The organism is Paraburkholderia sp. J94 (assembly GCF_905220285.1).
In the GTDB taxonomy this organism is placed as follows: Bacteria; Pseudomonadota; Gammaproteobacteria; order Burkholderiales; family Burkholderiaceae; genus Paraburkholderia; species Paraburkholderia tropica_A.
Genome location: NZ_CAJMZH010000002.1, coordinates 320,872 through 333,279, shown reverse-complemented (window position 1 = coordinate 333,279; position 12,408 = coordinate 320,872). Strand labels below are relative to the sequence as shown.

The following is a 12,408-nucleotide window of genomic DNA, read 5'->3' as shown; positions in this document are numbered from 1 at the left end:
GACGTCGATGATACTGCTTATCGCGCCGCGCGCAGATGCGCGTAGAGCGCGTAAGCGATGGCGATGTCCTCCAGGCCCAGGCCGATCGAGCGGAAGAATGCGTGGCGCGCGTAGGCCGGGCGCGGGCAGGCGTCGTTGGCGAGATCGGCGAGATCGCCCACGATCGCGTCCGGCGACCAGCCGTGCTCGCGCGCGGCGATCGTCATTTCGCCCGCGCTTTGCGGCGTGGTGAGCCGATAGTCGCAATAGACATCGAGCGCGGCCAGCGCGGCCGGATCGATCTCGTGCGCCTGTGCGACGTTCGTGCTGATCGAGGTGATGAGCGCGGGCTTCGTGAGCGCGTCGAGCGCGAGCACCGGTTTGCCCGACGAGGTGCAGAGCATGACCACGTCGGCATCGGCGACGCAGGCTTCGGCGGATGCTTCGACGCTCACGCGTGCATCCGTCGCGCGCACTTGCGCCGCGCGTGCGGCATCGTCCGCGAGTGACGGCGAAAACACGCGGATGCTCTCCCACGCGCGCAGCGGCGCGGTGTGGCGGATGTGCGCGAGCGCCACCGCGCCCGCTCCGATCACGGCGAGACGGCGCGCCTCGCGCGGCGCGAGCTGGTCGACGGCGAGCGCCGTGGTGCCCGCGGTGCGCTCGGTCGTCAGCAAACCGGCGTCGCACCACATGAGCGGCTGGCCGGTCTGCATCGACATCAGCGCGGTCCAGGCCGTGATGATGGGCGCGCTTGCGCTTGCGCCCCCATTCGTCCCCGCGATGTACGGCGAGAGCTTCGCGCCGAACACGCCCGCTTCGGCGAGCACGCCCAGATAGGTGATGAAGTCGCCCGCCTGCTGCGGAAACAGCGCGAGCGTCTGCGGCGGCTGCACGGCTTCGCCGCGTCCGAGCGAGGCGAACAGGCGCGCGAGCACGCCGCGCACGTCGAGATGGGGCAGCGCGGCGCGCACCGTCGCGGCATCGGCGATAAAGGGGGCGGCAGCCGGAGCGGCGTGGGAAAGCGTCGGCGAAGCGGTCGTGGCGGACATGCTGAATTCCTTCGAAGTCTCGCGGCGGGCGGGGCGCGCCGGACGGGGTTGGGGTGTAGACATTTTTGTCCATTCTAGACTTTATTTTCATTTTTGGTCTATATTCGTTCTGCGGCCGCGACGTTTGCGAGGCACACTGCGCAGGGGCGCGCCGCCCGACCCATGAGACCAAGGATGACGACGATGAACACGAAGACGATTCGCTGCGCGCGCGTGGCGGGACTGGCCGGCCTGCTCGCGACGGCGCTCGGCATGAGCGCGCTGACCTCGGGCGTGGCGCACGCGCAGGATCCGCAGACGCTGCGTTTCGGCGTGGAGGCGTCGTATCCGCCGTTTGAGAGCAAGGCGCCCTCGGGCCAGTTGCAGGGCTTCGACATCGACATCGGCAATGCCGTTTGCCAGCGCATGCAGGTGAAATGCGTGTGGGTCGAGAACAGCTTCGACGGCCTGATCGCGGCGCTGGAGGCGCGCAAGTTCGACGTCATCAATTCGGCGATGAACATCACGGACAAGCGCCGTCAGCAGATCGATTTCACGCCGGCCGTCTACGTCATGCCGATCCAGATGGTCGCGAAGCGCGGCTCCGGTTTGCAGCCCACGCCCGCGAGCCTCAAGGGCAAGCAGATTGGCGTGCTGCAAGGTTCGACGCAGGAAGATTACGTGCGCAAGCACTGGGCGCCGCAGGGCGTGTCGATCGTCACGTATGAGAATCAGGACCAGATTTTCGCGGACCTCGCGGCGGGCCGTCTGGACGGCGCGGTCCAGGAAGTGCAGACTGCCACCGACGGTTTCCTCGCGAAGCCGCAAGGCAAGGATTACGATTTCGCGGGCGCGCCGCTCAAGGACCCGGCCACGCTGGGCGAGGGCACGGGCTTCGGTCTGCGCAAGAACGACGCGGCGCTCAAGGCCAAGGTGGTCGCGGCGCTCGATTCGCTGCGCAAGGACGGCACGCTCACGAAGCTGTCGATGAAGTATTTCGGCCGCGACATCGTCGCGAAGTAACGCTAATCGAAGCGCAACGATATGGACTCCAGAGGAATCGCATGAGCAAGAGCGCGATCGTGCTCGGCGCGGGCATCGTCGGCGTGAGCGTGGCGCTGCATTTGCAGCAGCGCGGCGTGCGCGTGGCGCTGGTCGACCGGCGCGCGCCCGGCGAGGAAACCAGCCACGGCAACGCGGGGCTGATCGAGGCGTCGTCGGTGGTGCCGTATGGCTTTCCGCGCGACTGGCGCACGCTGCTGCGGCTCGTGCGCAACGACTCGACGGTGCTGCGCTACGACGTGCGTTCGATGCCCGCTTACGCGCGCTGGCTCGCGTCGTTCTGGCGCGAGTCGTCGCCCGCGCGGCTGGCGGGCGCGGCGCGCGACATGCTGCCGCTGATCGAGCGCAGCGTTGCGGAGCACGAGGCTTTCGTCGCACGCACCGACTTGCGCGCGCTCGTGCGGCCGATCGGCTGGCTGGAGGCGTATCGCTCGGCGCAGGCGTTCGAGCGCGAACGCGCGGCGGCGCAGCGCGTGGCCGCCGAGCATGGTCTGCACATCGAGACCTTCGACGCCGCCGGTTTGCGCGCGGCGGAACCGTCGCTCGCGGCGGGCTACGCGGGCGCGATTCACTGGATCGATCCGGCCAGCGTCGCCGATCCGGGCGCGCTCGTGAAGGGCTACGCGGCGCTGTTCGAGCGCGAGGGCGGCACGATCGTGAAAGGCGACGCGCGCACGCTGCGTGCGCAGGGCAGCGGCTGGTCGGTGCAAACCGACGACGGTTCGCTCGACGCGGAACTGGCTGTTGTCGCGATGGGACCGTGGTCCGATACGGTCACGGCGCCGCTCGGTTATCGCGTGCCGCTGATGGCCAAGCGCGGCTATCACATGCACTACGCGAGCGAGGCGCCGGCGCCGCTGACGCGGCCTGTGGTCGATATCGAAGGCGGTTACGTGGTCGCGCCGATGCGGCGCGGTCTGCGTCTGACCACTGGCGTCGAACTCGCCACGCGCGATCGCCCGCCGAACTATGCGCAACTCGACGGCGCGGAGCGCAACGCGCGGCCCGTGTTCGGACTGGGCAAGCGTCTGGACGACACGCCGTGGATGGGCATGCGTCCGTGCACGCCCGACATGCGCCCGCTGCTCGGGCCCGCGCCGCGTCACGCGGGTTTATGGTTCGCGTTCGGACATAACCATCATGGGCTCACGCTTGGGCCGGTGTCGGGGCGGCTGCTTGCGGAGCAGATTGTGGGCGAGACGCCGTTTACCGATCCCGCGCCGTATTTTCCGGGGCGGTTTGGGTGATCCGCGGCGTAATCAATGCGCTCCCGCCGCGCCGCCACCACCACCACCCTTGGTCGATTTCGTGATCCAGATAAGCGGAATGATTGCGAGAAAAATAATCGCCGAGATATAGAAAATATCGTTCAGGCCCATCATCGCGGCCTGGGTCGTCAACTGGAAATCGAATAGCGCGCGCGCCGCCGGCTCGCTCAGATGCAGCACCTGCTGCGTCTGCTCGATCGATTGCCGGAAGATCGGATTGTTGATGCTCGCCTGCTCGGTGAGCCGCTCGTGATGCAGGATCGTGCGGTTATTCCAGGCGTTCGTCGAAATCGACGTGCCCACCGCGCCGCAAAACACCCGCACGAAATTCGACAGACCCGCCGCCGCCGGAATGCGTTGCGGCGGCTGTCCCGCGAGGATGATCGCCGTGAGCGGCACGAAAAAGAGCGCCATCGGCACGCCTTGCAGCAGCGTCGGCAGCACGAGGTGGAACGTGTCGATTTCGATCACATAGCGCGAGCGCATGAAGAACACCACCGCGAACAACACGAACGCCGACGTGGCGATCACGCGTGCGTCCGAGCGCGGCAGAATGCGGCCCACGACCGGCGAAAGCAGCAGCGCGAACACGCCGAGCGGCGCGGTCACGAGGCCCGCATCGACGGAACGGTAGTTCAGATACTCCTGCATCCATTGCGGCAGCAGCACGAGATTGCCGAAGAACACGCCATACGCCACCGAAATCGCCACGGTGCCGCCGAGAAAGTTACGTTGTCCGAATAATCGTAAATCGACGATCGGATGTTCCTCCGTCAATTCCCAGACGAGAAAGAACGCAAAGCTGATCAGCGCGACGACGCCGAGCCCGACGATCACGGGCGAGGCGAACCAGTCGAGGTCCTTGCCCTTGTCGAGCAGGATTTGCAGCGAGGCGACCCACGCGATCAACAGACCGAGACCCACGACGTCGATGGGCGGCTTGCGCGTGGCCGACTCGCGCTGCCGGTAGATCGACCACGTGATCGAGGCCGCGAACAGCCCGACCGGAATGTTGATGTAGAAAATCCACGACCAGTTGTAGCTGTCGGTGATCCAGCCGCCGAGCGCCGGTCCGGCGATCGGGCCGACCGTGGTCGTCATCGCCCAGAAGGCGAGCGCGCTGGCGGATTTGTCGCGCGGCCAGGAGCCGAGCAGGATGGCCTGCGAGAGCGGAATCAGCGGACCGGCCACGGCGCCTTGCAGCACGCGCGCGACGAGCAGGAAGGGCAGTGTCGGCGCGACGCCGCAGAGCCACGAGGCGAGCACGAAGGACAGAATCGACGCGACGAACAGGCGGATCTGGCCGAAGCGCTGCGTGAGCCAGCCGGTGAGCGGAATCGAGACGGCGTTGGCGGCCGCGAACACGGTGATGACCCACGTGCCTTCGTCGACGGACACGCCGAGGTCGCCGGAAATCGTCGGAATGGCGACGTTGGCGATCGAGGTGTCCAGCACGTTCATGAACGTGGCGAGCGCGACCGCGATGGTCGCGAGGATCAGCTTGCCGCCTTCAAGCGGCGGCGGGGGCGCGGGCGGCGCGCCCGGCGTGTTGGTGGCGGCAGGCTGGTTCAAGCGTCTTCTCCGCGGATTCGGTTACGACTGGCTTTCGGCGTGCCGGCGTCTGACAGGCCGGATGTCGCGCAAGGATAACCGCAATCGCAAAACCCATGCCGCGCAGGGGTTTTGGGGGAGTTCGGGCCCTTAGGTGGACGGCACCGGCATGCCAAGCTCCCGCCGCAACTTCTCGATATCGACTTCGCTCAGATAGCGGCGGATGTTCTGCCAGATCGCATGAAAGCCGAAGCCGCCGTTCAGCAATTCGTCGAGCGCGGCTTCGCGCGTCCAGTCCTGATAGATGATGCGATAGAGCGCGCAGACGAGTCCGGTGCGGTCCGCGCCATGCTGGCAATGCACGAGGATCGGGCCGTCGCGCTCCGCGTGGCGCAGCGCCCGCAGCGCGGCGAGCATGTCGCGGTCGCGAATGTTCCAGGTGTTGATCGGAATGCGCAGCGTGGCGATGCCGGTGCCCGCGAGAATGCGGCGATCCGAATGAAACGCGCGAAAGCTGATGACCTTGCGCACGCCGAGTGCCTGCAGATGCGCGACGTCCTTGCGCGAAAGCCGCGCGCTGCGAAACAGCGAAGGCGTGAGGCGAAACAGGTTATGAACGGCCATAAAACGCGTCTTTCGAAGTGCGCCACCAGCCGCGCGACAGCTGGAACAGCACCAGCGCGGCGGCGCCCATGGTCCAGTAATCGGTGGGCGCGGGGCCGAACCAGTGGATGTGCCACGGCACGTTGGCGGGCTGGAATCGCGCGAGCCCGAACGCCGGGTTCAGCACGAACCACAAAAAATCTTCAGTAATCCAGAACACCATGATGCAGGCGATCAGACGCGCCTCGATGCGCCACGTCCATCGCGCGCTAAAGATGGCCGGCAGATGGAAGAACAGCGCCACGAACGGAAAGACCCACGCGTGATAGCCAGTCATCGGGCGGCCACCCCAGAAGATGTCCTGCAGCCAGCTCTTTTCGATGCGCCAGGTCGGCAGATTCGCGGCCCAGCCCGCGCTGCCTTCGATCTGGATTTCGACGTTGGCGAAAAAGAAGGCGAGCAGCATGACCCACGCGACCAGCACGACGGTGCGCCGTGCGGGCACGAAATGCGCGAGCGTCATGTGGACGCTCCAGCGGCCGCTCCGGCGCCGGTCACGAGATCGAGCACCGCGCGCGCGGCGAGCGGGCGGCCGAGCGGCACGCTGCGCTGACGCATGGCGTCGAGTTTCGCGGGATCGTGCAGCAACGTGTGCACGCGGTAGGCGAGGGCGTCGTCGTCGATGGCCTTGAGCGCGACGCCTTGTTCGAGCAGAAAGTCCGCGTTGCGTTCTTCCTGGCCGGGAATCGGCGAATTCAGCAGCATCGGCAGATTCATCGCGAGACATTCGGAAGTCGTCAGGCCGCCGGGCTTCGTGATGACGAGATCGGAACAGGCCATCAGGCGTTCGACTTCACGCGTGAAGCCGTGCGGAAACAAGCGGCCCGGATGCGCCTTCGCCTGCGCTTCGAGCGCACCCAGCAATTCGCGATTGCGGCCCGCGAGCGCGATCAGCTGAAAATCGCCGTCCATGTCGAGCAGACGCGCCGCGAGCTGATCCATCGGTCCGAGCCCCGCGCCGCCCGACATCATCAGCAAGGTGCGGCGTGTCGGATCGAGGCCGAGCGAAGCCGCGCATTCGGCGCGGTCGAGCGGCTGGCTGAACGCGGGCATCACCGGAATGCCGGTCACGTGGATCGCGTCCGGCGGCAGGCCGCGCGTGCGCATGCGCCACGCCACTTCGTCGTTGGCCGCGAAATAGCCGCTCAGGTGCGGGACGACCCAGAGCGTGTGCAGATCGAAATCGGTGACCTGAACCCAGACCGGCACGTCGAGACGCGTCTTGCGGATCTCGCGCGAGAGCAGTTCGGCGGGCAGAAAATGCGTGCAGACGATGGCGTCCGGCTGCCATTGCTCGATTTCGGCGAACAGCGAACGGCAGTTCAGGCGCTCGACGGCGCGGCGCAGTTTCTGCGAGAGCGCGGCGGGATCGGTGCGATCCGTCTTCTGATAGAGGTAGCTCCAGATCGCGGGCTGCGAGCGCACCAGCGCGAGATAGAGGTCCGTGTAAATCTTGCGGAACGTGGACGGCACGAAGTCCATGACATCGAGATGCAGCGCTTCGATACCGGCCGGATGCGTCGCGGCGTAAGCGCTGATGGCCTCGGCCGCACGCGTGTGGCCCGCACCGGCGCTGACGCTCAGGACCAGCAGTTTCTTGACGGGTGACTTCATTTCACGCGGGTCGTGCATGTCAGGTTTTCCAGGCAGGGACGGACGGCGGGCTGGGCGCGTAGTTCGGCGCACGGTTCGGCACATCGGCGGCCTCGCCCGTGAACAGACTGCGGATCAGATTGAACAGCGACAGAAACGGGCGGATCGTCACCGGCTGCGCATCGGGATTCGCGCCCAGGCGCACGCGATAGACGAGCCACGCGGGCACTTCGCGCCAGCTCGCATAGAGGTCGCGCAGATGGAACGTGCGCGGATAGACGCCGTAGACCGCGAACGCGTCGCCACCGGCGCGCGTGACCGCGAGACGCGCGCGCGGCAAGTGGTAGTACTGGCTGACGAGCGTGACCGAGCCGAGATGGCGCTCGCGCATATAGGCGATCAGATGCTGGGCGCTCGCGAGCGTGTTGTCGCCGGCGCGGTCGGGGACGATGTCGTGCGGCTCGACGCCGTGCTGGATCAGATAGTTCTGCATGGCCAGCGTCTCGTCGAGTCCGGGGCCGTCGAGGCTGCCGCTGATAAAGAGACGCTTGCAGCGGCCCGCGCGATAGCAGTCGAGACCCGCGTCGAGGCGTTCGGCGAGCAGCGTCGCGGGCGTGCCGTCGGCTTCGAGACCGTTGCCGAAAATCGCGCCGAGTTCGGATGGCGCGGCGGGCGTCGCGAGGCCCGAGGCGTCGATCGCCAGCGCCGCGAGCGCCCAGACGATACTGATCAGCATGCAGAGGCGAAGCAGGCGGGGCCGGCTTCGGGGTGTGTGCGTCATGACAACCTTGCTCGATTGCTGGCGTTCATTGGCTGCGCGGCCGTCGTGGACCGCGGCGGCAACGATACCACGCGATATCGGCGCCGATCAGTTGCGGGCCGCGAGCAGGTGGCGACGCGCTCAGTGCACGTGTGTCCTTCGAGGACGGACGCCGCGCGCGCCGGCGTCGAGCCGTGACGCGATTCTGGCGAAGTGTGTCGGGTGGCGTCCGAACGCGTGAACGACGCGGTTAGCGGAACGAAAATGCGTCGTCGAATGCGGGAATTCGATTCGCGCACGCCGAAATCCGGCCTCAACCTTACCGCCGCCTTTCGCTCGCCCGCCTCGCCGACGCCCCGCGCGCGGGCGTCGTATGCTTGCGGCTGGCGCGCGGGGCGCAAGGGCGATGCCCGGTCCGCGATCCGCGCATGCATCCGACGATCAAGCTCACAGAGGAATCGCAACAATGAGCTGGGAACAATTCGATGGCGGCTGGCGTCTCGCGCCGGCCGAAGGCGCGCCGCGCGCGCTCGTCGTGCTGCTGCACGGCGTGGGCAGCAACGCACGCGATCTGGTGCCGCTCGCTGACGCCTGGCGCGACGCGCTGCCGGGCGTGGCGTTCGCGTCGCTCGACGGCAGCGAGCCGTTCGACGGCGGTTTCGGCGGCCGCCAGTGGTTCAGTCTGCGCGACGTGAACGAAGCGAATCGCGGCGCACGCGTCGCGGCGGCGTTGCCCGTGCTGCAAAAACGTCTCGCCGACGAACTCGCGCATTGGGGCCTCGGCTTCGACGCGCTCGCGCTGGTGGGCTTTTCGCAGGGCTCGATTATGTCGCTTTATTACACGGCGACGCAGGAGCAGGGCGCGGCTGCCGTGGTCGCTTACGCGGGTCGTCTGTCGACGCCCGTGGTCGCACATAGCCGCACGACGCTCACGCTCGTGCATGGCGAGGACGACGAAGTGATTCCCGTGCAGGAACTCGAACGCGCGGCCGTCGCGTTCAGCGACGCGGGCTATGCCGTGGCCGCCTACGCCTTGCCTGGCGTGGGTCACACGATCACGGCGCAGGGCGCGATGCTCGGCCGCGACGCGCTGGTGCGTGCGTTGCAGACGCCGCAGGCCTAAGTGCACACGCGCCCGCGTGCAATGCGCGGGCGCTAAAATCGCGCGGTCGAAGCGGAAAATCGCCTCGAATCCGCAGACAAATTCGCCGATATTCGCAGACAAATTCGCCGAGTAATCCGCTGAAGAATCGACTGTAAAACGGGCCGAAACCGTGCCGAAATCGCGCGGTCCGACTTTAATTCTTTACATTCCTTAATTAAACTGCCGGGTTATTTTTGGCGCGATTAAAGTCTCGCCCGGCTTGGCCGTTAACAGGAGCCAGTGGGCCACGGGGCCCCACGCGCCCGGTTTGCGCTTTACAGCGCGCGCATGCGTTCAGACGATGGCGACCCACGAGGTATCGCCCATTTTTCTCGACGACGGCAACCGGGTCAGAGATCCGGGGCGGACCGCCGGCAGGTCCGTTCCACACACACAAGACGACATGGCTCAAGCCGCGCGGCACTCATCCTTTTTGCACAAGCTGTCCCGCCACGACGTGGCGCTCGATCTGGGCACCGCCAACACGCTGATCTATACGGCGGACGAGGGCATCGTGCTCGATCAGCCTTCGGTCGTCTGCTTCGAGCGCGGCGGCGCCTTGGGCAAGGCCGGCGAAACGACGGTCGCCGCCGTGGGCCGCGACGCGAAAGCGCTCGTCGGCCGCGCGCCGCAGAACCTCGAAACCGTGAAGCCGCTCGTGCACGGCGTGATCGCCGACTTCTCGGCCGCCGAGCACATGATGCGCCGCTTCGTCGCCATGGCGCAGCCGCGCCGCCTGTTCGGCCGTCGTCCGACGTTCACCGTGTGCGTGCCGGGCGCGGCCACCCGCGTGGAGCGCCGCGCGATCCGCGAGGCCGCGTTCTCGGCGGGCGCAGCGAGCGTGAACCTGATCGGCGAATCGCTGGCGGCGGCGCTGGGCGCGGGGTTGCCGGTCGGCTCGTCGACCGGCTCGATGGTCGTCGATATCGGCGGCGGCACCACCGAAGTGGGCGTGATCGCGCTCGGCGCGGTGGCGTGCAGCGGCTCGATCCGCGTGGGCGGCGACCAGTTCGACCGCGCCATCATCGACTACGTGCGCAGCCTGTACGGCGTGATCATCGGCGAGCAGACCGCCGAGCATCTGAAAAAGACCATCGGCAGCGCGTTGCGCGGCGAGCCCATCGAGCGCCTGCGCGCGACGGGCCGCAGCCTCGACGACGGCCTGCCGCGCACCGTCGAGATCAGCAGCGAGGACATCGCCGACGCGCTGGCCATGCCGCTGCGCCAGGTGATCGGCGTGGTGCGCCAGGTGTTCGAGACCGCGCCGCCCGAACTGGTGACCGATATCGCCGATACCGGCATCGTGCTCACGGGCGGCGGCGCGCTGCTGCGCCGTCTCGACCAGTGCTTCCAGGCCGAACTCGGCGTGCGCGTGCGGATCGCCGACGAGCCGCTCACCTGCGCCGTGCGCGGTGCGGGCGCGGCGGCGGCGGGCGCCGTCGAGGCCGGCCAGCCGGACTTCCACGGCCACGACTGAGCGTTTGCGCACGCCGCCCAGGGCGTTCCCCAGGTCACCTCTCACGCACGTCGGGCCGACGTGCGACAATACGCGCCTTTCCCGGCGCGCCGCGCGTCTTGTGTACGCGTTCGCGCACGCGCAGCCGGTTTGTCGTCTCCATATCATCCAGCCGTGAATCAAGCCGTTTTTCCCGCTCCCGGGTCGTTTGTCGAACTCCCCGGCGGGCAACCCATGCCGTATATCGAACGCGGCGAGGGCGAGCTGCTCCTCTTCATCCACGGGTCGCTGTGCGACTACCGTTACTGGCAGCCGCAAATCTCGGGACTCTCGGAGCATTACCGCTGCGTCTCCGTGAGCCTCACGCACTATTGGCCCGCGGCCGCGCCGACGCCCGCCGAACCGTTTAGCTGGAGCCGTCACGCCGACGAGGTCGCGCAGTTCATCGACGCCTTCGGCGCCGGTCCTGCGCACGTGATCGGCCATTCGCGCGGCGGCTCGGTCGCGTATCACTTCGCGCGCCGTTATCCCGATCATCTGCAAAGCCTGATGCTCGCCGATCCGGGCGGCCCGGTGCAGATGCCGGGCCAGAGCCTCGCGAAGCTGCCGGAAACGGTCAACGCGCTGCGCGCCCGCGCGGTGCAGCTGATCGAATCCGGCGACGTGAACGGCGGCCTCGAACTATTCGTCGATTCGGTGAGCCGTCCCGGTTTCTGGGCGAAAAGCACGCAGTCGTTCCGCCAGATGGCGACCGACAACGCGCACACGCTCGGCCCGCAGTTCCTCGATCCGCTCGCCGCGTACACGCGCGAAGAGGCCGCCGAGGTGACGTGTCCCGTGCTGCTGATCGACGGCGAACTGAGCCCGCAGATGTTCCAGCGCGCGGCGGCGGCGCTCGAAGAGTGGATGCCCGATGCGCGCCGCGCGACCGTGGAAGGCGCGTCGCACGGCATGAATCTCGCGCGTCCCGGCGCGTTCAACGATCTCGTCGATCACTTCGCGAGCGGTCACGGACGCTGAGCGTCGCTCATGGCACAAAAAAGGCCGCATTTTGCGGCCTTTTTCGCATCCACCGATACGTATCGGAATCCTGATTAATTGGCGCGGACGAAAATCCGCGAATGTATGGCGTAAGCAGAAAGTAATGAAGGCGGGGCGGTCCGAAATGTCGATGAGTCGAGATCGGGCCGCCCGAGGCCTGACGCGCGTGGAATGCCTGACGCGCGAGGAATGCTTAGTCGCGGCCGTGCGCGTGCGCGTCGAGCTTGTGCTCGGCCGCTTCGCCGACGAGGCCCGCGTAGTAGAGGTGCACGCCGATGGCGAGCGAATCGTTGCGGATTTCGTGGAAGGCCTTCCATGCCTTCACCGGGTCCTTGAACACGAGGTAGTGCGCTTCCTGGGCGACGAGGCGCGCGACCTGATGCAGGCCGTGGCCGTTCAGCGCGTCGACGAGCGCGTCGAGGCTGCGGTGCGTGCGCGCATCGGTGCGCGGATACAGCATGTGGAGCACCGCCACCCGTTCGTTCGCGAGGGCCGCCGACAGGGCGACCACGATGTCCTGGTGATTGAGGGCCGTGACGACGGCGCCCTCGGCAAGTTCGTCTTCCGCGAACAGGGTGTCGATCGAGATGTTCATCTGTTCATTCCTTACGTTTTGCGTACAGCGCGTGTGGCCTTAGAAAAAAGGCCCGCCTTCGAGGGCGGGCCAATGATGCATGCTCTGACAGGGGAAGTCGTTGCATGTCAAGCAGTATGTCAGAGCTAAACCCGCTCATGTTGTGCTGCAGAGCAAAATATTGTTGCAGGAATCGATGTTAAGGAAGCTGCAAGTATTCAGTGTTGCGGGGTTCAATAGGCATTGTTGCAGCCTGGACTATCAATCGATGTTGCATTGCGCCGTA

The 12,408-nt window shown here is 66.8% G+C and carries 12 protein-coding genes; 5 read left to right on the top strand and 7 right to left on the bottom strand.

Features of this window, described 5'->3' with window-relative positions:
- Positions 1 to 17: 17 nt before the first annotated feature.
- A complete protein-coding gene (locus U4Y88_RS04810) occupies positions 18 to 1,031 on the bottom strand; it encodes an ornithine cyclodeaminase family protein (RefSeq protein ID WP_321782600.1) in 1,014 nt (337 codons plus the stop codon).
- Positions 1,032 to 1,214: 183 nt separating this feature from the next.
- Here U4Y88_RS04810 and U4Y88_RS04805 point away from each other — a divergent pair, with 183 nt between their 5' ends.
- Positions 1,215 to 2,033, top strand: a complete 819-nt coding sequence (locus tag U4Y88_RS04805) for an ABC transporter substrate-binding protein (RefSeq protein WP_290371069.1) — start codon at positions 1,215 to 1,217, stop codon at positions 2,031 to 2,033.
- 41 nt (positions 2,034 to 2,074) lie between these two features.
- The gene (locus U4Y88_RS04800; protein WP_321782598.1) at positions 2,075 to 3,319 is read left to right on the top strand and encodes an FAD-binding oxidoreductase; all 1,245 of its coding nucleotides are present in this window, start codon (positions 2,075 to 2,077) and stop codon (positions 3,317 to 3,319) included.
- A gap of 12 nt (positions 3,320 to 3,331) precedes the next feature.
- Here the strand turns inward: U4Y88_RS04800 and U4Y88_RS04795 are convergent, their stop codons facing one another.
- From U4Y88_RS04795 to U4Y88_RS04775, 5 genes are all read right to left on the bottom strand, one after another.
- On the bottom strand, positions 3,332 to 4,912 hold the full coding sequence (locus tag U4Y88_RS04795; RefSeq protein WP_310633159.1) for a DHA2 family efflux MFS transporter permease subunit: 1,581 nt from the start codon (positions 4,910 to 4,912) through the stop codon (positions 3,332 to 3,334).
- 129 nt (positions 4,913 to 5,041) lie between these two features.
- Positions 5,042 to 5,515, bottom strand: coding sequence for a tyrosine-protein phosphatase (locus tag U4Y88_RS04790; RefSeq protein WP_321782596.1), 474 nt, complete (start codon positions 5,513 to 5,515; stop codon positions 5,042 to 5,044).
- Positions 5,502 to 6,017: a hypothetical protein gene (locus tag U4Y88_RS04785; protein ID WP_321782594.1), complete on the bottom strand. Its 516-nt coding sequence runs from the start codon at positions 6,015 to 6,017 to the stop codon at positions 5,502 to 5,504. The genes U4Y88_RS04790 and U4Y88_RS04785 overlap by 14 nt, the downstream gene beginning before the upstream one ends.
- A complete protein-coding gene (locus U4Y88_RS04780) occupies positions 6,014 to 7,168 on the bottom strand; it encodes an MGDG synthase family glycosyltransferase (RefSeq protein WP_224009168.1) in 1,155 nt (384 codons plus the stop codon). Before U4Y88_RS04780 ends, U4Y88_RS04785 begins: the two co-directional genes overlap by 4 nt.
- A 19-nt stretch (positions 7,169 to 7,187) precedes the next feature.
- Positions 7,188 to 7,883 (bottom strand): YdcF family protein, encoded by a 696-nt coding sequence (locus tag U4Y88_RS04775; protein ID WP_321782592.1) that lies wholly within the window; start codon positions 7,881 to 7,883, stop codon positions 7,188 to 7,190.
- A gap of 490 nt (positions 7,884 to 8,373) precedes the next feature.
- Between U4Y88_RS04775 and U4Y88_RS04770 the strand changes: the two genes are divergently transcribed.
- From U4Y88_RS04770 to U4Y88_RS04760, 3 genes are all read left to right on the top strand, one after another.
- Positions 8,374 to 9,030, top strand: coding sequence for an alpha/beta hydrolase (locus U4Y88_RS04770; RefSeq protein WP_321782590.1), 657 nt, complete (start codon positions 8,374 to 8,376; stop codon positions 9,028 to 9,030).
- 424 nt (positions 9,031 to 9,454) lie between these two features.
- Positions 9,455 to 10,528 carry a rod shape-determining protein gene (locus tag U4Y88_RS04765; RefSeq protein WP_310633165.1) on the top strand — a complete coding sequence of 358 codons (1,074 nt, stop codon included), beginning with the start codon at positions 9,455 to 9,457 and terminating at the stop codon, positions 10,526 to 10,528.
- 213 nt (positions 10,529 to 10,741) lie between these two features.
- On the top strand, positions 10,742 to 11,527 hold the full coding sequence (locus U4Y88_RS04760) for an alpha/beta hydrolase (protein ID WP_310633166.1): 786 nt from the start codon (positions 10,742 to 10,744) through the stop codon (positions 11,525 to 11,527).
- A gap of 214 nt (positions 11,528 to 11,741) precedes the next feature.
- Here U4Y88_RS04760 and U4Y88_RS04755 read toward each other — a convergent pair whose 3' ends face one another.
- Positions 11,742 to 12,143, bottom strand: a complete 402-nt coding sequence (locus U4Y88_RS04755; protein WP_205997025.1) for a hypothetical protein — start codon at positions 12,141 to 12,143, stop codon at positions 11,742 to 11,744.
- Between the last annotated feature and the right edge of the window lie 265 nt (positions 12,144 to 12,408).

What these genes read in the sequence shown, in the direction of transcription:
- U4Y88_RS04800 (WP_321782598.1), top strand. Translation starts at nt 2,075, where the DNA reads ATGAGCAAGAGCGCGATCGTGCTCGGCGCGGGCATCGTCGGCGTGAGC.
- U4Y88_RS04765 (WP_310633165.1), top strand. Translation starts at nt 9,455, where the DNA reads ATGGCTCAAGCCGCGCGGCACTCATCCTTTTTGCACAAGCTGTCCCGC.
- U4Y88_RS04770 (WP_321782590.1), top strand. Translation starts at nt 8,374, where the DNA reads ATGAGCTGGGAACAATTCGATGGCGGCTGGCGTCTCGCGCCGGCCGAA.
- U4Y88_RS04775 (WP_321782592.1), bottom strand. Translation starts at nt 7,883, where the DNA reads ATGCTGATCAGTATCGTCTGGGCGCTCGCGGCGCTGGCGATCGACGCC.
- U4Y88_RS04785 (WP_321782594.1), bottom strand. Translation starts at nt 6,017, where the DNA reads ATGACGCTCGCGCATTTCGTGCCCGCACGGCGCACCGTCGTGCTGGTC.
- U4Y88_RS04760 (WP_310633166.1), top strand. Translation starts at nt 10,742, where the DNA reads ATGCCGTATATCGAACGCGGCGAGGGCGAGCTGCTCCTCTTCATCCAC.
- U4Y88_RS04755 (WP_205997025.1), bottom strand. Translation starts at nt 12,143, where the DNA reads ATGAACATCTCGATCGACACCCTGTTCGCGGAAGACGAACTTGCCGAG.
- U4Y88_RS04790 (WP_321782596.1), bottom strand. Translation starts at nt 5,515, where the DNA reads ATGGCCGTTCATAACCTGTTTCGCCTCACGCCTTCGCTGTTTCGCAGC.
- U4Y88_RS04805 (WP_290371069.1), top strand. Translation starts at nt 1,215, where the DNA reads ATGAACACGAAGACGATTCGCTGCGCGCGCGTGGCGGGACTGGCCGGC.
- U4Y88_RS04780 (WP_224009168.1), bottom strand. Translation starts at nt 7,168, where the DNA reads ATGAAGTCACCCGTCAAGAAACTGCTGGTCCTGAGCGTCAGCGCCGGT.
- U4Y88_RS04810 (WP_321782600.1), bottom strand. Translation starts at nt 1,031, where the DNA reads ATGTCCGCCACGACCGCTTCGCCGACGCTTTCCCACGCCGCTCCGGCT.